General features: G+C 60.6%; 19 protein-coding genes. 5 read left to right on the top strand and 14 right to left on the bottom strand.

The window, feature by feature from the left end:
- Positions 1-6: 6 nt before the first annotated feature.
- On the bottom strand, positions 7-2,181 hold the full coding sequence (locus tag AC0L7I_RS07915; RefSeq protein ID WP_473399012.1) for a TonB-dependent hemoglobin/transferrin/lactoferrin family receptor: 2,175 nt from the start codon (positions 2,179-2,181) through the stop codon (positions 7-9).
- Between the two features lie 145 nt (positions 2,182-2,326).
- Between AC0L7I_RS07915 and AC0L7I_RS07910 the strand changes: the two genes are divergently transcribed.
- Together AC0L7I_RS07910 and AC0L7I_RS07905 are read left to right on the top strand one after the other, a co-directional pair.
- Positions 2,327-3,364 carry a DUF6607 family protein gene (locus AC0L7I_RS07910; protein ID WP_473399011.1) on the top strand — a complete coding sequence of 346 codons (1,038 nt, stop codon included), beginning with the start codon at positions 2,327-2,329 and terminating at the stop codon, positions 3,362-3,364.
- Positions 3,364-4,158 carry a DUF4198 domain-containing protein gene (locus AC0L7I_RS07905; protein ID WP_473399010.1) on the top strand — a complete coding sequence of 265 codons (795 nt, stop codon included), beginning with the start codon at positions 3,364-3,366 and terminating at the stop codon, positions 4,156-4,158. The genes AC0L7I_RS07910 and AC0L7I_RS07905 overlap by 1 nt, the downstream gene beginning before the upstream one ends.
- Before the next feature lie 280 nt (positions 4,159-4,438).
- Here AC0L7I_RS07905 and AC0L7I_RS07900 read toward each other — a convergent pair whose 3' ends face one another.
- Positions 4,439-5,143, bottom strand: a complete 705-nt coding sequence (locus tag AC0L7I_RS07900) for an SMI1/KNR4 family protein (RefSeq protein ID WP_473399009.1) — start codon at positions 5,141-5,143, stop codon at positions 4,439-4,441.
- Positions 5,144-5,304: 161 nt separating this feature from the next.
- Here AC0L7I_RS07900 and AC0L7I_RS07895 point away from each other — a divergent pair, with 161 nt between their 5' ends.
- Positions 5,305-5,694 (top strand): hypothetical protein, encoded by a 390-nt coding sequence (locus AC0L7I_RS07895; protein ID WP_473399008.1) that lies wholly within the window; start codon positions 5,305-5,307, stop codon positions 5,692-5,694.
- 73 nt (positions 5,695-5,767) lie between these two features.
- Here AC0L7I_RS07895 and mnmA read toward each other — a convergent pair whose 3' ends face one another.
- The 11 genes from mnmA to AC0L7I_RS07840 form a co-directional block, all read right to left on the bottom strand.
- On the bottom strand, positions 5,768-6,952 hold the full coding sequence (mnmA, locus tag AC0L7I_RS07890; RefSeq protein WP_473399007.1) for a tRNA 2-thiouridine(34) synthase MnmA: 1,185 nt from the start codon (positions 6,950-6,952) through the stop codon (positions 5,768-5,770).
- Positions 6,953-7,038: 86 nt separating this feature from the next.
- Complete coding sequence (locus AC0L7I_RS07885; protein ID WP_473399006.1) at positions 7,039-7,833, bottom strand: copper resistance protein B; 795 nt, start codon at positions 7,831-7,833, stop codon at positions 7,039-7,041.
- Positions 7,830-9,743 (bottom strand): copper resistance system multicopper oxidase, encoded by a 1,914-nt coding sequence (locus tag AC0L7I_RS07880; RefSeq protein WP_473399005.1) that lies wholly within the window; start codon positions 9,741-9,743, stop codon positions 7,830-7,832. Before AC0L7I_RS07880 ends, AC0L7I_RS07885 begins: the two co-directional genes overlap by 4 nt.
- A 114-nt stretch (positions 9,744-9,857) precedes the next feature.
- On the bottom strand, positions 9,858-11,510 hold the full coding sequence (locus tag AC0L7I_RS07875) for a SulP family inorganic anion transporter (RefSeq protein WP_473399004.1): 1,653 nt from the start codon (positions 11,508-11,510) through the stop codon (positions 9,858-9,860).
- Between the two features lie 99 nt (positions 11,511-11,609).
- The gene (locus tag AC0L7I_RS07870; RefSeq protein WP_473399125.1) at positions 11,610-11,933 is read right to left on the bottom strand and encodes a CheR family methyltransferase; all 324 of its coding nucleotides are present in this window, start codon (positions 11,931-11,933) and stop codon (positions 11,610-11,612) included.
- Positions 11,899-12,453, bottom strand: a complete 555-nt coding sequence (locus AC0L7I_RS07865; protein ID WP_473399003.1) for a CheR family methyltransferase — start codon at positions 12,451-12,453, stop codon at positions 11,899-11,901. The genes AC0L7I_RS07870 and AC0L7I_RS07865 overlap by 35 nt, the downstream gene beginning before the upstream one ends.
- A gap of 69 nt (positions 12,454-12,522) precedes the next feature.
- Positions 12,523-12,888: a response regulator gene (locus AC0L7I_RS07860; RefSeq protein ID WP_473399002.1), complete on the bottom strand. Its 366-nt coding sequence runs from the start codon at positions 12,886-12,888 to the stop codon at positions 12,523-12,525.
- Between the two features lie 99 nt (positions 12,889-12,987).
- Positions 12,988-13,629: a histidine phosphotransferase family protein gene (locus tag AC0L7I_RS07855; protein WP_473399001.1), complete on the bottom strand. Its 642-nt coding sequence runs from the start codon at positions 13,627-13,629 to the stop codon at positions 12,988-12,990.
- A 225-nt stretch (positions 13,630-13,854) separates the two neighbouring features.
- Complete coding sequence (locus AC0L7I_RS07850; protein WP_473399000.1) at positions 13,855-14,202, bottom strand: YdbL family probable chaperone protein; 348 nt, start codon at positions 14,200-14,202, stop codon at positions 13,855-13,857.
- A 19-nt stretch (positions 14,203-14,221) separates the two neighbouring features.
- Positions 14,222-14,422, bottom strand: coding sequence for a YnbE family lipoprotein (locus tag AC0L7I_RS07845; protein ID WP_473398999.1), 201 nt, complete (start codon positions 14,420-14,422; stop codon positions 14,222-14,224).
- Between the two features lie 73 nt (positions 14,423-14,495).
- Entirely contained in the window at positions 14,496-17,834 is a 3,339-nt protein-coding gene (locus AC0L7I_RS07840) for an intermembrane phospholipid transport protein YdbH family protein (protein ID WP_473398998.1), read from the bottom strand.
- 173 nt (positions 17,835-18,007) lie between these two features.
- Here AC0L7I_RS07840 and AC0L7I_RS07835 point away from each other — a divergent pair, with 173 nt between their 5' ends.
- Positions 18,008-19,384, top strand: coding sequence for a peptidoglycan DD-metalloendopeptidase family protein (locus AC0L7I_RS07835; RefSeq protein ID WP_473398997.1), 1,377 nt, complete (start codon positions 18,008-18,010; stop codon positions 19,382-19,384).
- A 115-nt stretch (positions 19,385-19,499) separates the two neighbouring features.
- Complete coding sequence (locus AC0L7I_RS07830) at positions 19,500-20,867, top strand: peptidoglycan DD-metalloendopeptidase family protein (protein ID WP_473398996.1); 1,368 nt, start codon at positions 19,500-19,502, stop codon at positions 20,865-20,867.
- Positions 20,868-20,885: 18 nt separating this feature from the next.
- On the opposite strand, the gene AC0L7I_RS07825 is transcribed toward AC0L7I_RS07830, so the two are convergent.
- Entirely contained in the window at positions 20,886-22,850 is a 1,965-nt protein-coding gene (locus tag AC0L7I_RS07825; RefSeq protein WP_473399124.1) for an alpha/beta hydrolase family protein, read from the bottom strand.
- Positions 22,851-22,867: the final 17 nt, after the last annotated feature.

Genomic DNA, 22,867 nt, shown 5'->3' with positions numbered 1-22,867 from the left:
TCCCCGCTAGCCGCCAAATTGCCAGGATGCCGCAATCTTGAAATTGCGGGCCGGTTCTGAAACTCCCGCGAAGACGCGCTCATAGTCTTCGTCGAAGACGTTATCGACACTGACATCGAAGCGGACGCCCTTGGCGAATTCCGGCCGCCAGGTCGTGTACAGGTCCACGATCATGTAGCTGTCGCGCTGGTCTGCGACTGTGAATCCACCGGTTCCGTCAGCGACCCGCTGATCGAATTCAGCAGCGTATTGGATACGGGTGCCGAAACGGGCGTTCCATTCGGGCACTTTCACACCTGTATTCAGGGCAAGGCGGTCAGGCGTCAGCGACCCCAGGTCAGACCCGTCCGACAAATCCGTCCCGTCGATTCTGGCATAGCTGAGATGGGCAAACACCCGGTCGGAGTCATAGTCGGCCTCGGCTTCCCAGCCTTTCAGCTCCGCGTCCGCGACATTGGAAGACTCCGAGGTTCCCGCTGTGCACGGAAAGAAGGCTGGCGCGGCAAAGCAGGACGCATCGTAGGCGAAATCGACGGTCAGGTTGATCAGGTCCTTGGCATCGGTCTCGTAATAGCTGACCTTGGCCTGCAGGCGATCGCCCGAGGTGAAGACCTGTTTGAAATCCACCCCGGCGCCGAATTCCAGCGTTTCGGTTTCCTCCGGTGTCAGGTCCGGGTTGGCGATGAAGTTGTTGTTTACAAAAACGAACTGGCCCATGGCCGGGTTGAACAGGATCGGGTGCGGGACGGCGAAGTGCGTTCCATCCAGGTACAATTCATTGATCGACGGTGCGCGGAACCCCTGAGCATAGCTGCCGAACACGCGCAGCCACGGCTTGGGGCCATAGCTGGCCGCAAGGCGCGGCGAGATCGCATCGTCGGAATTCACGACGCCGGGCGCAATGTCGGACCGGCTCTCGAACTCGTCATAGCGAACGCCCGGAATGAACAGGAATTCGCCAATCGGAGTTTCGAAGCTCGCTTCAAGCTGGGCGAACACGCCGAGGAATTCGCTGGAGCCGTTCGGCACGCCACCACGGGCGCCGTCAGTTGTCTGATCATCGCGCCCGGTCTGTTCGTCTTCATACCAGTCGCCGCCAACCGTCAGCACGGTGTCCATGGCGCCCAGCTGGAACTGCGACGCATTGCGAAGGCTGATGCCGGTCGTCTCGATTTCACGGACTGTCATCCGTGGCACCGTCGCATCGAATTCGTCGACGTCGCTCTTGGTCTGGTAGGCTGTCAGCGAGGCATTGACCCATGCATTGTCTGCCGGGTTCAAATTCGCCCCCAAGCGGAACGTGTCTGTCGAGATGTCTTTCTCGACAGTACGATCGAGGACTCCGTCGCCCGTGCCCAGCGTGCCCTGGCCATTATTGGGCTCGATCGCCGTATTGGCGAAACGCTGCCATGACCCTTCAACGGTCAGCGCCGCGTTCACGGCGTAGCTGCCTTTCAGGAGCGCGGTCTCGATTTCGTCGTCGGAAGGCAGGTCAGCACCTGATCCCAGCTCAATGTCTCCGGATTGGCGGATGCCAAAATTCGCGAGGCCATCAAAAGCGCCCTGGCGGGTAAAAGCCGTCAGCGAGGCCAGCGTCTCGTCATTGACGCTCTGGTAGCCAAGCCGGACGCGCGCGCCCCAGGCTTCCCCGTCGCGCAGCAGGTCATCCGCGTCGACGCTCTCCAGCGCCAGCACACCGCCGACTGCGCCGGAGCCATAAAGCGCTGAGGCCGGCCCTTTGACAACTTCCGCCGTACCGATCAGGTCGGGATCGACAAAGAAGCGGCCATCATGGGCCGATGTGAAGCTCTGGCGCGCCCCGTCCAGCAGGATCAGCACATTGTTGCCGGAAAGGCCGCGAATGCTCGGTGTTTCACCCGTCCGGCGAGGCCCGCCCGCAAAGTCGAGACCGGGAACATCGCGCAATGCGTCCGAAATGGCAGACGGCGCAATCGTATCGAGATCGTCCCGCGTGACCACACTCACCTGCCCGGGATACTCGAAGACAGGCAGGGGATTGGACGTGCCATAAACGGTCACGGTCTCTTCACGGTGTTCCGCCTCGTCACTGGTCGCGCCGCTTTGCGCAAATGCCGGCAGGGCCAGTGCGAGTGCCGTACCGAGGAGGACAGAGGCTTTCCATGTGGCCTGCGAGGTTTGGCTGGGTGTTGATATGTGCATGTCGGACCTTCTTGATCAGTTTTTGAGAACAATTCGCAAATCGGCCTATGACATGCCTTTTCACAGGTTGCAAATGATTCTCACTATCATTATCAAATGACCAACTGCTACTTCAATCCGATCCTGAAACGAGGAACCCATGATCATGAAATCCATCTGGCTCACGACGGCTGCCGCCCTGGCGGGCTTGACGCTCTCGGCCTGCACAACACCTGCAATGGTTTCACCGCCGGCCCTTGCGCCGGCCCAGGTGGCGCCTGCAAGCCTGTCCCAGGACCGCCAATCCATCCTGGCCATGGCGGGCGACTACAAGGTCACCTTCGATTTCACGGAAACCGTATCCTTCGTGGACGGCTATGAACTGAAAGAGCCGAAACTGTCGGGCGGACACGAATCCGTCCGCGTGATCGAGGACCGGGGCGATTTCATCAGCCTGCAGCACCTGCTCGTCGTCGGCTCGGACGATGCGCCGTTCGTTGTGAAGCACTGGCGCCAGGACTGGCAGTACGAACCCGAACGGGTGCTCGTCTTCATCGGCGGCAATGCCTGGGAATGGCGCGACGTGCCTGCAGGCGAGCGGTCCGGCACCTGGTCCCAGACCGTCTACCAGGTCGATGATGCGCCGCGCTACGGCGCGGTCGGGCGCTGGACCTATGAAGACGGGATCGCGGAATGGACCCCGCCGCGGGAATGGCGCCCGCTACCGCGCCGCGACATGACCACACGCGATGATTATCACGCCGTGGATGCCGTCAACCGTCATACGATCACGCCTTGGGGCTGGGTGCATGAGCAGGACAATTCAAAACTGATACTGACGGGTTCCCCGCATGCGCTCGTGCGCGAAGTCGGTCTGAACACCTATCGCGCCTTTGACGACTATCCGGTCTCAGCCGCTGATGACTATTGGGCTGGCACGGCCGAATTCTGGGCGGGCGTCAGGGCGGAATGGACCCGCATCGAAACTGAAAACGAGCGCTTTGCCATCACGATCAAGGGCGAGACGGAAGACCTCTATATTCCGCTGCTGGACTTGGCGCAGGCCGTCAAGGATGGCGAACAGGCTCTTGAGCCCGCGCTGGTCGAGGCGCGCGCCGTGATCAACAGCTTTGTCACCTCGGACACCGGCCAGCTCGCCGATCGCCTGCGCCCGACCGTGGCGGTTGCTGATAGCGAATACTGATGCGCGCCGCATTCCTCCTTTCAGTCGCCGCGCTGGCCATGGCCGACGCGGCGTCTGCCGATACGGCCTATGTCAAACCGTCAACCTTCGCACCGGCGCCCGGCCAGGCCATAACCGTCGAGGTCGCCTTCAGCGATGATTGCTGCGAGCCGCGCCATGCCGTGCGCACGGACACGTATGCGGTGATCCTGCCGGATGGCGCACAGACCCGACCGGACCGGGTCGAGACGTTCACAACCACCACCATGCTGGAACACACGATCAATCAATCCGGCACCACACGGATCACCACGGGCGAGCGCCTTGGCCGGAAAGGCGAATACGTCTTGCTGGATGGCCAGTATCATCTGGTGAACAGCAATGATGCCGCGCCCATCGATATCCCCGATGGCACGCCCATCCTCACGTCCCAGACCGCGACGGTTTCAGATGCCTATGTCACGGCGGGCCTGCCGGACTGGGGCGCCATCCGCACACATGTCGGGCGCCTCGCCATGGAGCCGGCCCTGCACCCGAATGCTGTCAGCGTCGGCGTGCCATTCGTTGGGCGTGTGAATTTCGATGGCAAGCCGGTTTCAGGCGGCAGCGTGATCCTCACCAGTGAGGCCCAGCGCCTGCATCAGGAAGGCGGCGTTGTGGTTCCCATCGACGGGTCCGGTGTCTTCACGGTCAACTGGGACCATCCGGGCGTACACGTACTGATGGTCCGCCTGCAGGCCCCGGCACCCGACGGGGCCGGAACAGATATCCGCAGCTATACGACATCCCTGACCCTGAGCGTCGCGCCGCAATAGCGGCGGCGACTTGTTCTATCGCCGACATGACAGCCTGATCGCACATGGCGCTACGCGCTGGCTCGGCGGCACCACCCACGCCCCCCGCCCGACTGGATGAGCTGATGTCTTCGCTCCGTGGCCTAAGGTTTTTGTGTATCTACTCTCGACGTCGATGGATACGTTGGCGCGACTTTCGGTGGGCGGCAGCGCTCCCCAAAGATGGTCATACGACATCCAAATTCAGACGGCCGCTTCCGGCGTCTGAGGAGACGTCAGCGGCAGATCGATTGGTTAGTGCTTAGGATCGAAGTCCGAGTCTTCGCAGAAGTCTTGAGAAGGAGAAGCGCTTGCCCGCTTGATTCGACTTTCTGGTGCGCTCCTCAAGATAGCCAGGTCGATCTCTCAGTGTGGCTCCAAGTTCGTCATGCAACCACGTCGTAAATGTCGGCCACGCCCTGCTCTGATATTCCGCTTTTCCCAAAGGGTACGAAACTACACTACCATCTGGCCTCCAGAAGTATCCAATTTGCACCGTCCAACTGATGTTTCGACTAGCGAAATGAAATTCATCGACTTGCGGCGCGTTGAATTCTACGCGCCAAATCTTCGTAGCGGTCGCCACGTTTAGCGGGTTCCGAACCGACCGAGACAGCTTTGGCGGATACTGCAACATCGAAAGGGGTATCCCATAGATATCTAGTTCGCAAAGGTATGCACCATTTATATGGTTGAGAAATTTTCTGAGAGGCTCCGGAAATGCAATCTGGTTCGAATGTTCATACTGCTCTATCGCTTCGCTCTGAACTCCAGGAAAGACCGTCACGGCGTATGCCAGCGGCGCTATTTCGGGCTCATGGCCCATCAACATAGCTCCGCCTTCGTCCTTGTACATGTCTGAACCATCAAAAGACTGCATTAGCTGCTTGATTGGCGAATAGTCGCTTGGGAGTTCAGCAAGAAACTTATCCAGATCCGCTCTGCTAAGACGGGTTCGTTTTTCCATAGTTCGGCCTCGTCAACAATTTCGATTTGAGCATCGGGCTGAAACTTGTTCCTCACAAGCAATATTCCGAATGCTCCCGTCTGACCAACGGCGGACATCAGCTTGAGGCATAGACCTCCTCTTATCCGCCCCCTCCTGCAACCGGCTTACAATGGGCCGCGATGCCCAGCTTCTCCCTCTTTACCCCGATGCCGGGCCTGCCCTGGTACCTGCTGCCCCTCTGGCCACTGGTCTTCTGGCGCATCCAGCGTTTGAAGGCATGGTTCCGCGAGAACGGTGGGCCGGGCTCACAAATGCTCTGGGGCGTGATGTGGAACGGGAAAGTCGTGATTATCCAGCTCTCGGATGATCTCTCCGGGCATCGTCCGGGCTGTTTCCGTGCACCGGTGTCGGACCGGCTGAGACGCGCTCTGACAGGAGAAGAAGGTCTCCCCCTTGTCCGCTCACCCCGGCGAAAGCCGGGGCCCAGGGCCACACAGGCCGGACTTGAGGCACTGGGTCCCGGCTTGCGCCGGGAAGAGCGGGCGTTTGGCGTGATCCCCGACACCTGACCCCTACCGCCCCCTCAGGACACCCATACCCCACCCCAAGCGCCCTCACAGGCGCCGCAGGCGCAGGGCCAAACTAGGCTGCGACCACGCGCTCGTCCGCCGGGATCGCCTTGAGGATAAACCCGCCGCCGAGGATGCGCGTACCGCCATCCGGATCGTACAGGACCGCCGCCTGCCCCCGGGCCACGCCTTCTTCCGGCGCGTCGAACCAGATCACCGGCGTGTCGCCCTGCCAGCCGAGCCGTCCCGGCACCGGTGGCCGCGTCGAACGCACCCGCACCAGCACCGGTGCCCCGGCATCGGCCGCAGCTTCCAGCGTGCCCTTGCCGAGCCAGTTCAGCTCTTCCAGCAACAGGCCGGACGTCATCAGGGCCTCGCGCGGGCCGACCACGACTCGCCGGTTCGGCGCGTCGATCTTGACCACGAACAGGGGCTCGCCCACGGCCACGTTCAGCCCGCGCCGCTGGCCGATCGTGTAGTGGATCACGCCTTCATGGCTCCCGAGGACGCGGCCATCAAGGTGCACGATATCGCCCCCGCGCCCGGATCCGGGGCGGAGTTTCTCGACCACTTTGGCGTAACTGCCTTCTGGCACGAAACAGATGTCCTGGCTGTCGGGCTTGGCCGCGACCGGCAGGTTGAACTGGTCCGCGCGTTCGCGAACCTCCGTCTTCGGCAGGCCGCCCAGCGGGAAGCGGATATAGTCCAGCTGCTCCCGCGTCGTGGCGAACAGGAAATAGGACTGGTCGCGGCTGGCATCGATAGCGCGGTGAAGTTCCGGCCCGTCTTCGCCATCGGTCCGCCGGATATAATGGCCCGTCGCCAGGCAATCGGCGCCGAGTTCCTTCGCGGTGCGAAGCAGGTCCGAGAACTTGACCGTCTGGTTGCAGCGGATGCACGGGATCGGGGTGGAGCCGGCCAGATAGGTGTCGGCAAAATCTTCCATCACCTGCTCGCGGAAACGGCTTTCATAGTCCAGCACATAATGCGGAATGCCGATCTGGTCGGCCACATTGCGCGCGTCATGGATATCCTGGCCCGCGCAGCAGGCACCCTTCTTCTCGATGGCGGCGCCATGATCGTAGAGCTGCAGCGTGATGCCGATCACGTCATAGCCTTCAGCCTTCAGCATCGCGGCCACGACCGAGCTGTCGACCCCGCCCGACATGGCGGCGACGACCCGCGTATCGGCGGGGCTCTTGTCAAATCCGAGGGAATTCACGCCGCCCGTCCAGGCAGCGGATTTGGTATCTGTCATCTCTTACTCCCACCGGGTTCAAGGCCCGGAGCAGCTTCAGGAAGGGCGCATATAGCGCGGGACGGCAGGAATTGCGAGGGGCGGCCTCAGAACCAGGTCCGCACGCCCGCGACAAACACCGTGCCGTCAGGCTCCTCGCCCGCCGCTTCGAGATAATCCGCCGTGCCGCCGAAGCTGCTCTGCCATTCGACGCCGATATAGGGCGCGAACTCACGGACGATTTCATAGCGCAGGCGCAGGCCGGCATCGAGGCCGGTGAGGCCAGACCCGGTTTCCAGCTCCGCAATGTCCTGCGCCGAGAGTTCGGCTTCCACACGCGGCTGAAGGATCAGGCGCTGGGTCAGGCGGAACTCGTACTCGGCCTCAACGCGCGCAGTCAGGTCACCCTCGCTGCTGAGGAAAGCCGCCGCGTCCACCTCGAACCAGTAGGGCGCCAGGCCCTGGATCCCGAGCACGGCATGCGTGCGGCCCTTCGGCGCGAGATCGTAGCGAAGGCCGCCCTGCAGGTCGAAATAGGGCGAGATCGCATGCGACCAGAGCGCCTGCACTTCGGCGTCCTCAACCGCGTCGGCGTCGAAGGAATACGCGCCCTCGCTCTTGATCCAGAGCTTGTTGATATCCCCGCCATACCAGGCATTGCCATCCCAGACGAGCGCGTCGCCTTCATCCGACGACTGCAGTTCCAGCCGGTCCGCCATGACATAGAATTCACGCGTCGCGCCATGATGCGTCTGGACGTGGTGCCGCGACGCCGCCATTTCGTCCGCGCTGTAGTATTCATCCGCCATCGACCAGGGCGGCGACGCCCCTGCATCGTCCTCCGCGAATGACGGCGTCGCCAGTGATGCCACCAGCGCACAAAGGGCAAGTTCCCGCATCATTGCTTCATGCCCTCATCGCTCTTGTCTCCATGACCCATGGCGGAATGATCCATCTTGGAATGATCCATTTTCCTGTGGCCGTCATGAGCTGCCGCAGGCAGCGCTGCGTCCGACGGAAGGACCGAAACGACCTGCATCATGCCTGCTGCCATGTGGAAGAGAAGGTGGCAGTGGAAGGCCCAGTCACCGACATGTTCGGCCGAGATATCCACAGAGAGTTTCTCCGCCGGTTTCACGATCACGGTATGCTTGCGCGGCAGGTGCCCACTGGCCTCCGCACCGGGAATGACCAGATCGAAGAACATGCCGTGCAAATGGATCGGGTGCGGCATCATCGTGTCATTGATGAGGGTCAGCCGCACACGTTCGCCCTCATGGAACTGGATCGCTTTTGTCACCTCGGAGAATTTCACCCCGTCGAACGACCACATGTAGCGTTCCATGTTGCTCGTCAGGTGCACCACGATCTCGCGGCCGGGCGCCCGCCTATCCGGGTTCGGGTCGAGGCTGCGCAACTGGCTGTAGGTCAGCGTCCGGTGGCCGATATCGGCGAGGCCGATGCCCGGCTCGTCCAGCCTGCTCACCGGCATGGCCGCGATATTGGCAACACCGGGCCCGCGCGTGACCGGTGCTGCCACAGACACCATCTGGATCTCCGGCCCGTGCGGGTCGGGCATCGCATGGCCCATGGATGCATGATCCATCCCGGCCATTGCTGTGTGGCCCATCGCGGAATGATCCATCGATTCCGCCTCATCCGCGCCCAGGTCCATGGACCCGTGCCCCATGGCCGCATGGTCCATCCCCATGTCTTTCATAGTCAGGGTTGGTACAGGCCGCAGGGCAGGAACAGCCGCGCGCATACCAGGCCGAGGGCCGAGTGTCGCCACGGCCTGGCCGGACCGGTCGATCGACTCGGCAACGAAGGCAAATGCCTCCGCCGCCTGAGGCGTCACGATCACATCATAAGTCTCGGCCACGCCGATCTGGAATTCATCGACCTTCAGCGGCTGAATGTTCAGGCCGTCGGCCTGGACCATGGTCATCGGCAGGCCCGGCATGCGGACATTGAACAATGTCATTGCCGCCGCGTTGATAATCCTCAGGCGCACGCGCTCGCCGGGATTGAACACCATGTTGAAATTGTCCGCCGTCGACCGGCCATTGATCAGGTAGGTATAGGCCGGTGCCCCGACATCCGCGATATCGCGCGGCGACATGCGCATCGCGCCCCACATCGCCCTGTCCCGGAAGGCCGCTCCGAGCCCGTCGGCGGAGGCATCTTTCAGGAAATCCCCGACTGTGCGTTGCTGGAAATTCTGGCTGTCGGAATGCTTTTTAAGCTTGGCGAAGAGGCGTTCCGGGTCGCCGAACGTCCAGTCTCCCAGCACGAGCACGTATTCGCGGTCATAGGCGACCGGATCAGCGCCTTTTGGATCGATGATGATCGGGCCGTAATGGCCGACCTGTTCCTGCAGGCCGGAATGGGAATGGTACCAATAGGTGCCATTCTGCGGCACGGCATATTTGTAACTGAACGTCTCGCCCGGCCGGATGCCCGGGAAGGATACGCCGGGCACGCCGTCCATGTGGAAGGGCACAAGGAGGCCATGCCAGTGGATGGACGTGTCAGTGTCCAGCGTATTGGTGACATTCAGCGTCACCTCCTCGCCTTCGCGAAACCGCAGCAGCGGCGCGGGCGCCGCCCCATTGATGCCAATCGCCTCGGTCGCGCGGCCATTGATGCGCACCGGAAACCTTTCAACCGTCAGGTCGAAACGGTTGCCCTGCAGCGCCGGGATTCCGAGATTGCCTTCGCTGGACGAGCGCGCCCAGGCTGGAAGCGGGCTTGCTCCAGCAATTGCAGCGCTACCAGCGGCGTATTGGAGGAATTTGCGTCGGTGCAGCATCGGCTCTCCTGTCGAAGTCACGGCATTCCAGTTGGCCGATTTCTAGCGGAAGCTAAGACCGGACCGAAGTGCATTAGCGCACACGCCCGGTCACAAATCGGTCATCGCGCGCGTTTAGTGGCCGCCACCGAAAACACCTGTGCGGACGTTATAGTCCACTGCCAGCGCATAATCGGGATCGTCATCCTCTTCGACCATCAGCTGCCCGGCACGCTGCAACAGCTTGTGGCAGTCATGGCTGAGATGGCGCAGGCGCAGGGTCTTGCCGTTTGCAGCATAGCGCGCGGCGAGGTCTTCGATGGCCTGAAGCGCCGACTGGTCAACCACGCGGGAGCGCATGAAGTCGACGATCACGACGTCCGGATCGGTTTCCGGATGAAAGAGTTCGGCGAAGCCATCAGTCGAGCCGAAGAAGAGGGGTCCTTCAATCTCATAAACATGCGCGCCCGGCGTGCGCACACTGTCGCGCTCGATGACATGGATACGGCGCGCATTGTTCCAGGCATAGGCGAGCGCCGAAACGATCACACCGACGACAACTGCCGTGGCGAGGTCATATGCGACTGTCACGCCCGTCACGAGCACGATGACGAAAGCGTCCATCAGTGGAATGCGAGTCATGATGCGCAGGCTCTGCCAGGCAAATGTGCCGATCACGACCATGAACATGACACCAACCAGGGCAGCCAGCGGGATACGTTCGATCAGGCTGGAGCCGACAAGGATGAAGGCCAGCAGGAACAGAGCTGCCGAAAGGCCCGAAAGGCGCGTGCGACCGCCGGACTTCACGTTGATCATCGACTGCCCGATCATCGCGCAGCCGCCCATGCCGCCGAAAAATCCGGTCACGACATTGGCCGTGCCTTGCGCAAGGCATTCCTGCGAGGCGCCGCCACGCTTGCCGGTGATCTCACCGACCAGGTTGAGCGTCAGCAGGCTCTCGATCAGGCCAATGGCCGCCAGGATCAGCGCGTAGGGAAAGATGATCTCCAGCGTCTCGAACGTGAGCGGTACAGCCGGAACAGCAAAAGGCGGCAGGCCGCCCTTGACCGATGCAAGATCGCCCACGGTCGGCACATCAAGGTTGAAGCCGATGACGAGCGCGGCCACCAAGCCGATGCCGGCGAGCGGCGCGGGAATGATCTTGGTCAGTTTGGGCATGCCCCAGATGATCGCCATCGTCAGCGCCGTCAGGCCGAGCATCAGGATCAGCGGCGCGCCGGACATCCATTCTCCACCGGCAAAGCCGTGCCCACTGGCTTCCGCCGAGCCTGGCACCTTGAACTGGCCGAGCTGGGCCAGGAAAATCACGATGGCGAGGCCGTTCACAAAACCAAGCATGACCGGATGCGGCACCAGCCGCATGAACTTGCCCAGCCTGAATACGCCGGCAACCAACTGCAGCACACCCATCAGCACGACTGTGGCAAACAGGTATTGCGCCCCCATGTCGCCCACGCGCGGATCGTGCACCAGTCCGACCATCACCACGGCCAGCGCGCCGGTTGCACCGGAAATCATGCCTGGGCGTCCACCGAACAGGGCGGTGATCAGGCCGACGATGAATGCGGCATACAGGCCGACGAGCGGTGCCACCCCTGCCACGAAGGCGAACGCGACCGCCTCGGGCACCAGCGCGAGCGCGACCGTGAGCCCTGCCAAAAGCTCGGTTTTCACCCGCATCGGGGTCATGGCGGACAGGCCGTTTCCGGCCCAGTCGGCACGGGCGACGCGATCGGCAAATGCCGCGAAGGTCGATTTTACCATGTTTGGGGCCTGCTTCTGTGGATCCAGCCGGGAGGAGTGCCCCTCATACAGGCATCATGTTGCATTGCAACTTTGCCGCTGAAGTCCGGTGAATGCAGATCAGGCAGCCGACGCAGCGGCGTTGGCGGTTCCGGCAGCCACCCAGGCCCCGCGGAAGTCGCGGGCGGGTTCCAGCTTGTCGGTCAGGCCGATCAGGCCTTCGCCCTGCCCCAGCAGGACCATACCGCCCGGCACCAACTGGCTCGCCAGGCTTTCAACCACACGCACGCGCGCAGAACGAGCCATGCCCGGCAGAACATTGCGGCAAATGATGACGTCGAACTTGCCAAGGCCAGCAGCGCTTTCGAGCAGGTTGTGCTGGCGGAAACTGACACGGGACCGAAGCGCTTCACTGGCTTCCCACTGGCCGGTCTCGAGTTCGATTGAAGTGCTTGGTCAGGCGATGGATCGACAGTCCCTTCTGGACCTCATAGTGACCATAGCGGCCATTGCGGGCGTTCTCCGTCGTCACCTTGCAGATATCTGTCGACAGCATCTCGATCTTAGCCCCGCGCAGCGCGGACGGCAGTTCGTCTTCGAGCAGGATCGCCAGCGAATAGGCTTCCTGTCCCGTCGAACCACCTGCCAACCAGATTTTGAGACGCCCTGTATTCGTCGCCTTGAGACGCTCGGGCAGCACCTCGTTCAGCACGCGCTGCAGCGTTTCCCGCTCGCGGAAAAAGCGCGTGTCCTTGGACACGAGTGTCGCGGCGACTTCAGCGATGAAGGCGGGATTTGCCCGCGATTTCAGGCAGTGGACGAGGTCTTCCATCGTACCAAAACCCTCGCGCCGCGCGATGGGAGCGAGCCGGGCTTCGATCAGATAAGCTTTGGATTTCGGAATCGACTGTCCGGACCCCTTCAGGGCCAGATCCGCCAACTCGCTGAACACCTCATCCTTCATATCCCGCTCCGAACCCGGGTATTTCAACCCCAATCGTTACCAATATCGGGGCGTTTGTTAAGAAATGCTTCAAACGAGGCCGACTTCTGCAAATTTGCTCTCGAGAATGTCAGCATCGAACGGCTTCATGATGAACTCGTCTGCGCCGGACCGGATGGCCTCGTTGATATGCTCGGCGTCATTCTCTATTGAACAGAATACCACGAGCGGCTTCTTGCCGCCATCTTCGCGGCGCAATGCCCGCAGGAAGTCCAGCCCGTTCATCACCGGCATGTTCCAGTCGAGAAGCACGGCGTCGGGCATTTTTTCCCGGCAGGCTTTCAGCGCTTCGGCGCCGTCTCCGGCCTCGACAATATTGAATTTCAGGTCCTGAATAATGCGCGCCGCAACCTTTCTTACGACGCGGGAATCGTCAACGATCAGGCAGGTTTTCATAGTCGGGCTCCCACAGCAGGCCTTCGGGTCGGGTTAACGATTGCCCGACGAGCGTTAAGAATTCGCTGCTGGTTTCGAAGAAACCGGTCAGATTTCGCATCAGCCTTCAGCGCGAATATGCGTCGCCATGATGATAGCAACATCTTCGCCCTGCTTGGCAGTAATTTCACCTTCCAGACTATCGCAAATCATCTTCGCGAACAGGGGCTGGATGTTGTCGGGTTTCCAGCCGTCCTCAGGTTCAACTCCCTGGACGGACCGGGCAGCCTCGTCTTTCATTTTTACCCGCTCGCCACGCGACGAGACAGTCATCGTCATGCCCGCCGCTTCATTTCGTACTCGGGCATGGATCACGCCGCCGCGCGGAAGCGTATCGACCGCCATCATGATCAGGTTCATCAACAGACGCGCATGGGAATAGCTGAGGTGATCGGTGGCGATGTCCCACTCGATACTGGGCTTCAGGCCCTGAAGGTAGTTCTCGGTGATCTTCTTGAATTCGTGCATGTCAGCCGTGCCAGCCTGCAAGCCAAGCGAGCCATAGGCGTAGCGAAGGAACTGGATCGTCGCAGCTGCCTTGCGGGCGCTGGAACGAAGCAATTCCTCGAACTGCTGATCCATGTCTGAATCACCGGGCTCATCAAGCATTTCAAGCGCGCTGGTCACCCCGGAGACTGGCGACACGAGGTCATGGCAGATACGAGACGATATGAAGGCCGAAAGCCGTGCAGGATCGATCATGAAAGGTCCAGCCCCGTTGTTGACGTGAGATTACGTGCAAAATCGAGTGAGCCGCGTCTCGTGTCAATCAATGGGGGTGTGAAACTCTTGCAACGGGTTTTTCAGGCCCCGTACACGCCAAGCCGGCCCGCTCCCGGCAGCGGCTTAAAAATGACCAATTCATGCAGCCTGCCCCAAGGGGGGTAGAGGTCGAAGACTGGAGACAGGCCGAGCCTCCGCGAAGCGTTACTTCCTGACCCAGGCGCCGGTTTCGTCCATGTAGTACTGACCCGCACCCGTGCGCGAGATCTGCTTTTCACCGGTGACCCGGGCCACCTGCGCGACCGTGGTTCCGGTTTGCTCCGACAGCTGCTCGTAAAGCGCGCGGCGCTTGTTGTTGATCTCCTGGACCTTGCGGACGACAGCGGGATCCGCCGAACCGACCACACCGAGATAGCCGTCGATGCGCTCTCCCACCTCGCCGGCAGAGATCGCAGCTTCGAGCTGCGGATCACCGGCATGTGCCGCCGGCGCGCTCACGATGGCGAGCGAGGCGATGGCCAGAGCGAAGAAGACATTCTTGATCATGTTCATGATAGTTATCCTGTCGTCGCTATTGGGGGAACAGGTCAGGGTTGTTGGAAATCAGGTCTTCGACTTCCTTGTCGAGCTTGATGCGCACTTCCTGATCAATCTTCACGTTCAGATTGATCGTAATCGGCTTGTCCGACGGTTCAATACGAATGGTCGGCGTGCACGCCGCAGTGAGCGCGACGCAGCCGACAAGAAACAATGTTTTCTGCGGGGTCGTCAATTTGTGATTCCTTTTATCTTCGCGCGAACATGACATGGTTCAGCTTAACGTCAATCGACTGCATGGTTGTCTCTCATTCATCGGTCCGGTTGTCTTTGTCATTGGCCATGTCGACGATAATCTTGACGAACTTGTCCTGCTGGGTGGCATAGGAACCGCTCTTCACCAATTCCTTGAGCTGGGAATCAAGCGTCAGGTTGAATTCAAATGCCTGCCCCTTCGGCATGGTCAAATTCTTGCCGAATGGCAGCGGCTTCGTGTTGCGACCAATAAGGTGAACGCTTGCGACCGTCCGGTCCATGAGGTCGCCGGTCAGGCCAATTTCTAGGATGGAGAATTGCAGGTCCTTCAACGCGTCGAATGCCAGCTGTGCGTTCGGGTCGCTCTCGGCAGCCGAGTCAACTGCGTCGCCTGTATAGGCAATCCGCCCACCCTTCGCATCCGCAGCCAGAAGCGCGTTGCGCACCTGAATTTCATTGCCGACGAAGTCGACCGGGAACGCACCGCTCACAGTTCCTGTTGCCTGAACATCCGGCAGCTTCAGAACTGACACCAACTGGCCGAGGTCAATCGCATCTGCGGTTACCTTGACCTGCTGGTCCTTGCTACCCAGTGTCCACTGGAGCGGCGCGAGCGCAATCCGTCCGCCAGCGAACGGGAACGATGCCTTCTCAACGCCGATGACCTTGCCCTTGTCGAGATGAAATTCGATACGCCCACCCACAAGCGGAACACCAATGTTTAGCGAACCGACGGTAACGACCTGTCCGCGATCTGTCGTCAGATCCAGGAGGTCGCTGAACCGGACCTTGCCATTGACGCCTTCAATCCGGCCCAGTCGGGTCGTTTGGAAGCCAAACTGCTCTATCGTGACTTCGCCCGTGCCAGCCAGTTTGCCCGACGCGATCGTCACATCCGCTTTCGCGGACACATCACCGGCGGCATAGGTGAAGGCGCCGCGCAGTTTCTCGGAAAGCATCACGGGTTGCAGTCCGCCGGAGCGGAACGCCAGCGGGCGTGAACGGACGGCAGCCGTGCCGTTGAGTTTGACCACGTCAAGATTGATCAATGTGTCGGCGACCGTCGTTCCGCCGGTCTTCAGGCGCAACGGACCGGTCATGGCAAGTTGGCCGTTGGTGAGCGTTGCCGTCATATCCGAGATCAATGGCTGGTAGAGTGGGTCGCTCCGATAGTCCTGGATGAGGACACCATTGGCGCTCAGATCGCCGGACAGGCCACCCTTTCCACTGAACCCGTCAAAAACGAAACTGTCGGCTGATACTTTTGCCGGCACGAGTGTGCCGCCGAAAACCGTAGGGCCCAGCCGTGCCGACAATTTCGGTGCGCCGCGACCGGTCGCCACGCCCATTCGCGGTACATCTCCTGACAGGGTCAGCGTGCGCGAACCGATTGTCAGCGGCAGGTCGACATGCTCTGCGAGCACCGTCATCGCCAGCCCGCCATTTGTTGACCAATCGACCGACGCCTTGGACAGGCCCAGCGTGCCGGACGTAGACCCTGCGGAGAATGGTAGGTTTACCGCCCCCAGCGTGACCGTGCCGCTGGGAGATGCGCCGCGCTTGCGGATGAAACCATCGCCTTGCGGGCAGGCGTTCAGCCTGACCGGTTCGGCTTGAATGCTGCCGAAAACGAAACCGTGGCTGGAAACGGTGACGCATTTGGCGCCGGCGGGCTGCACTTGCCAGCCCGATTCATCCCGCTCGGCGTGAAGCCCGCCGACGAGCTCTGTATGCTTCAGGTCGATCCCGGACATCTGCCCTGACAGGGACAAGCGCCCACGGCTGAGAATATCAAAACGTTCCGGTGCGCTGGTCATGGCAAACGTCCCGAGATCCGCAGACAACGTTTTTCCGCCTGCCGTCCAGGGCTTCAGTTTGAATGCATGCGACTCGATCACGAGTCCCGCCGCGCCTTGCTGCAGATCGTCGAGGCCAAGCTGCAGGTCAGGAGCGCCTCCGCCGGACAGCATAATGTTGCCACGCACAGCGCGCTCCGCCCCCTGGATGGACAGCCATGCCCTATCCGCTGGGGGCGTTATCTTTAGGCGCAATCCGGTTGCCGCCGTCAGAACGGTTTCCTCGCGGCTTGAAAAAGAGAAGATACCTTCTCGCGTACCCGCACTGAACGCCATAGCCAGATCGAAGTCAGCCAGCGCCCGGATTGACGCGGACCGGAAACTGCTTCCGTGGTCTGATAGTACACCGGGAAATGAAATCGGCGCAGTGAGTTCCTGGCGCAGGTTTGGGGCAACACTCGCGTCAGATGCAGACGCACGACCAGCAAATAACAATGCGCCTTCGGCTGTCCGGTTGAATATGCCACTCGATGACAACATCCCGGCGGCGCCCTGTGGCGCAACGGCTTCCGATGCCGAGAGCTTGACGGGTCCGCCGATGTTTCCGGCATCGCCTTTCAGGTCGCCTTCCAGACTCAGTGCGCCGGCCCCATAACCGTCGCGCAACACGTCTCCAGACTCGAGCGTGAAAGTCGCCGCTGTCATTGCCGCCAACGCGTCCCTCGCCGACAGGCTCGGAAGCTCGGTAAAACTTGCCTCGCCAGTGGTCCGGACCGCACTCAAGTGTCCGCCTGGAAACACGCCATCGGCGACCGAACCGGTCCAGATCAGCGTCATCGGCCCATCGCCGACATCGGCGGCGTCGACCTTGGCCGCAACGACCACGTCCGTGATCGAGACGGTTTTCAGGTCTGCGCGCTGCATGACGATGTTCGCATCACCGGAAATCCGGCCCATGTCAGCGACAAGGGAAATAGCGCCTTCGGACCAGTTGAATTCGCTCTCGGCGCCCTTGAGCGCTGCCGGATCCAGAACGAGGTCGAGCGTGCCTTTCTGCGGAAATGCGCCATGCATCGCCACGGTAGCGGACAATTCGCCCGCCTCCGTGGCGAAAAATATCCGCCCATCCGTGATTTCAAGCGCTGGCAAGGTCACGTGTCCGGCGCCATCAGATTGTCCAGCCAGATTCTCCAGCCCGTAGAAACGCATACCCTTGTCATCTAGCGTGCCGCGCAGGATCGGCCTGTCTACGGTTATTCCGGTCAATTCCGGTGTGAGAAACCGGGGCCATTTGAGCCGCGCACTGGCTTGTGATGCCTCGAATGGCACATTGCCGCCCGCTCGAACTTTCAAATCGCGAATGGTGGCGCCATGTGAGCTAATCTGGACGAACTTCCCCTCACAGGCGAGTGAGCGCTCGGCACACCATCCAGCCAACGCGCGTTCGGCGACGGTCTTGCGCAGGAACCATGCCGTCGCCAGGGCGCCGACCAACAGGACGGTAATCGCCACAACAGTCCAACGAACCCAGCGGATCGGACGCGCAAGCACGTCATCGTCCGGGATTCCTACATTTTGGTCATCTGTCGTATTCACGGTACAATCCGGCTTGCTTCTTGCTAGTCTTGAATTCTAGAGTCCTAAAAAGCCAAGAAGGCTAAATTTAGCGCGTTCTGCATTCTTTAACGCGCATATGTCAGAAAGAACGTTCGTTTTTCCGCAATTGCGTAAGTGATACGGACGAGCTTTGGAACAACGGGAAGTTGCGCGTGGAAGAATACACCGAAACCGAACCGCAAACGACACGGACGCCGAAGCGGAACGTGTCCCAGGGGATGAAGAGCCTTGCCGTCCTGTTTATTCTGGGCTCGGCTTCAGCCGTGGCCGGTCTGTTCATGGTCGATCCGTCAGGCCAGCCAGCCCATGGAACAGCCGTAGCCGCAACACCGCCTCCCTTGGCGGTAACCCTTCTCAGCGCCACCGATATGACTGAACACGCTGTCCTCGCTCACAAGACGGGAACGCTGAAGTCGCGCCAGACCCTGACGGAGCTCGTCGTCAGTCTTGGCGCCAGCCACCAGGACGCCAACGGCGCCTTGCAAACGCTCTATTCCGGCGACCTCCTGGACGCACGCCGCCTCCGCCCCGGACTCACTGCAGAGACCTACCTGGATGGTGACCGTCTGACAGCCTTGTCGATACGCGCCGAGGCAGACCGCAGCCTTCTGATTACACGCAGCCAGGACGGCAACTGGGAAGCGACCGCCCTGAATGCCCGCCTGACGCCAAGCGTCCACCGCATCGCGGCCTCGATCGAAACATCCATCTATGACACCGCTCGCAGCCTCGGCGCGGGCGACCAACAGGTCGTCGATTTTGCCAACGCATTCGCATATGACGTTGATTTTCAACGGGAAATACACCCAGGAGACCAGTTCGAAATCGTCTACGAGACCTATGTCGATGAACGCGGAACGCCGGTCAAATCAGGCGACGTGATCTTCGCCTCGCTCAATGGACAAGCACTCAGTCGTGATTTCTACCGCTTCACGCCAAGTGATGACCTTGTGCCGGATTATTTCGACAGCAAGGGTGAAAGCGCCACCAAGTTTCTGATGAAAACACCGATCAATGGCGCGCGATTGTCGTCTTCCTTCGGCAAGCGCCGGCACCCGATTTCGGGTTATACCCGCCTGCACAAGGGAACAGACTTTGCTGCTCCTTCAGGCACACCGGTCTTTGCCGCAGGGCATGGAACCGTGCTTCGTGCGAGCCGGTATGGCGGCTATGGCAACTATGTCAAAATCAAGCATGCCAATGGCTACCAGACCGCCTATGCTCACCTCTCGCGTTATGGACGGGGCATGAAAGCCGGCAAGCGTGTCCGTCAGGGTGACATCATTGGCTATGTCGGCTCGACTGGGGCCTCCACTGGGCCCCACCTCCACTATGAGGTCTATATTAATGGCACCCCTGTGAACGCCATGCGGCTGAAATTGCCAACCGGTCGAAAACTGGCTGAGACTCCAGCAATCCTTGAAGAATTTGCCCTCAAGAAGGCCGAAATCGACCGCATCCGCACCCTTCGGGGCGCAGAAACCGGCGAGCCCCTGCTGCGCGTATCAGCCTCGTCCGGACGCCCCTGATCTGTCCTGAAAACTGTAAAAAACGCCCGGCACTCGCGTTGTTGGCGTATTTCTTGCTCGTGATGCCCTGAATCACTCAGCGTGGTCCATGCGGACCCTGCAAGGGACATCAGGTATGACGAAACATCGTTCGGGCCCAGCCAAGGTCGATCGCACATTCCGCCAGCATCACATGCTGGAATGGACCATGGCTGCCTTTGTCGTTCTGGGCATGCTCACATTGTTCATCTTCGTTCGTCCCCAGAAGCCGGCAAGCCTTGTCAGCGCCGACGCTGCGCAGGCGCTGCTCGACTTTCGCGAGAACGTGCCGTCGGCCTCGACAGCGAACAGGATCGGACAAGTCACGACCGGAGCCGCCGCTGCTGATGTGCTGGAAGTGCTGGGCGCCAGCGCCGAGGACGCTGAAGCAGCCGTGGACGCCCTGCGCCGCACCGGGCTTGTTGATCGTAAACGCATGCGTCCCGGCACGGCCCTCACGGCCTATTTCGACGAGAGCACGCTGCAGGACGATACCAGCCGCCTGATTGCCGTGTCGATCAAACCCAACGCAAAGAATACGCTCCTGGCGACGCGCCAGTCGGACGACACGTTTTTTGTCAGCGTGCTCACGGCGCGCCTCGTCACCTCGCACAGGCGTGCCGCAGGCAGGATCGACACAACACTCTCCGCCGCCCTTGCCAGCGCCGGCGGCACTCCTGCGCACGCCTCGGCACTTGCCGCCCTGTTCCCGGATGATCCCACGCTCTCAACGGGCGGACAAAAGGGAGAGCGCTATGACGCCGTGTTCGAGATCGCCGAAGACGAACGCGGAAACTTCATCGAAAACGGAGACCTCGTGTTTGCCGCATTCAACGGTGTAGAAAGCCACGGCAGCTGGTATCGTTTCACGCCCGGCGATTCCGGCCGAACGGAGTTCTTCGATGCAAACGGCGTTGCCGCGCACCCGTTCCTGACACGCTACCCGATCGGGCGTGTGGCGATCAATTCAGGCTTTGGCCAACGCTACCATCCCTTGACCGGACAATTGCACCTGCATACCGGCATCGACTTTCGCGCGCCCGCCGGCACGCCCATTCAGTCTGCCGGCGACGGCATTGTCACCTTCGCCGGATTTAGCGAAGGATACGGACGCCATGTCCGCATCCGCCACAAGAGAGGCTATGAAACTCTGTACGCACACATGTCGGGATTTGCCGGCCTCGCGGCCGGTGACGCGGTAACTTCCGGTGACGTGATCGGCTATGTGGGTGACACGGGATCCGCGACGGGCGCACACCTCCACTACGAAATCCGGCGCAATGGCCGTTACGTCAACCCAATGACGCTCGAATTGCCTTCGGGCCGCAACCTGGCCGCCGCCCCGGACGAGTTCGCTGCGTTCTCGAAGCAGAAGGCAGAAATTGACACCCTTCGCGGCGCAACCGTGCCGGATAGTTTGGCAGCGGCAGCGGTACTTCCGGTGATCCAACCCGCAAGCCCGTGACCGTTCCGAAAATCAAGCTCAACCGGCAGGCAAGTGTTCGTTCAGGAAGCCGAGACTATTCGACAGGACATCGTAGCGCGCACGCGTTGAGCGCAGATAATGGTCTTCGCCCTCCAGCTCGACGAGCCTGACATCGGCCACGCCGCGCGCGGCTCGTTCCAAGTCCCGGCTTTGCTCAAACGGAACTGTCGAATCTTCCTCGCCTGCGATCAGAAGTACCGGAACTTTCATTTCCTTGGTACGCGACGTCGGCGTGACCAGATTCCGCTCCGAAGCTGAATCAAATCGTCCGACGCCGAGGAATCGCTCAACGCTATTTACAAGAAAGCTGCCATCCTTGTAGTCGGACAGGAATTTGAACGGGTTTGTGAGTGGATTGACAGCGACAACGCACTGAACCGCCGCACTCTCCTGCAAGGGCGCCATCAAGGCAGCGTAGCCACCATAGCTTGCCCCAACGACGCAGGTTTTTCCGGCTACGGATAGACCCTCTACCTCGGCCCAGCGCGAAGCATCAAGGATATCCGTTACCATCTTGTCTCCGAACTCTCCGTATCCCGCATCCCGGAACGCTGTCCCATACCCGGTTGACCCTCGGAAATTGGGTTGGATGACGGCATAGCCTGCAGCTGCATAAGCCTGCGCCCACCAATCGAAGCCTAGCGTGTCACGGTCCTCTGGTCCGCCATGTGGCAAAAGGATCAGCGGGAACGGGCCATCGCCTCGCGCCTTGCCGGGCGGAAGCGTGAGATAACCCGGGATCGTCAGACCATCGCGCGCTTCATAGGAAATCGCTTCGATCGTGCCGAGCGCTCGTCCATCGAGATACGGTGCCTTGTTGCCGACTGGCGAAAGAGCGCCAACACCGGGCTCGAACAGGTAGTAGTCGATCGGTTTTCCCGGAAACTCGACTGCAACTACGCTTTGCGAGCGATCGTCGGTCCAGGATTCAAGTGTTACGGCCGCTCCCGGCATGGCAGGCGCGATCGCATTGAGCTGGGATTTCAAGTCGGGGTCTTCGAGTACCTGCACCGACGTGTCGCCGGGAAGCTCAAAACCGACCACTTTCAGCGAACGCGAATCGATGACCGGCGCGATTGTCCCCCCGTCAGGTCCGAGATCTATTGGCGTAAGCGATCCATCGTCCAGTGACATACGGTGAAGACCGTAGGGCTCTCCTTCGTTCAGGAAGACAATGAGATTATCGCCTGCCGAATCGAGCCCCCAAAGGGAAACAGGATTGAACGCGAGATTTTCCCGCTCAAACAGAACCTTTTTGCCCTTGGTGATGCTCACCATGTGGCTCCCTCTGCTCACCTCCCGGTAGCGCAGTTCGGCAATCATCTTTCCATTTTGCGCATGCACTGCATCGACCACGAAACCTCTATCGGTATCGACTTGCCGCGAAGTGCCCTTTTTCAAATCAGTCTTCATTACGAAGTAAGAGAACCGATCGCTATTCTTGGTGCGAACCCGTCCCGGCTCCCTGTCCTCTTCCTCGACAATCAGCGAAAACATGACCTTGTCCGGATCGTCTGGAGCGATGGCCACGAGGTTGTTTGTATAAAGCCAGCCGCGATTGTCCTTCAGCAACATCACCGGCTTTTGGTCGGTGATGTTGAACGCAATAGCGCGTTCGAAAGCATAGTCCTTCTTGCCGGAACTGACCTGAAGCGTCTCAAAAATTTCAATGTCGAAGATGAGCGTGTCATTGTTGGCCCAGTAGAGTCGAAGAAGCCGGGCATCCTGGATCACCGGCACCAGGATCGGCGATGCTCCCGAATCCAGGGGAAAGATGCAGATCGACGGCTTGGCTTCCGGCGAACACTCAACCGCGAGATGATTCCCATCCGGCGAGAGCTGCGGATTGCTGATCGCATCAGCGCGGCCGAATAACTCGGCGATGTCGTTAAGGGGTTCGGCACCGGCTCCGGATGCGAAACAAAATAGAGCCAGGCTGGCAGATGCCAGCATTTTTTTCATGTCCACGAAAATTTCCT

It is taken from the genome of Hyphomonas sp. J20-32, from assembly GCF_055808555.1.
This window is presented reverse-complemented; position numbering and strand designations above follow the sequence as displayed.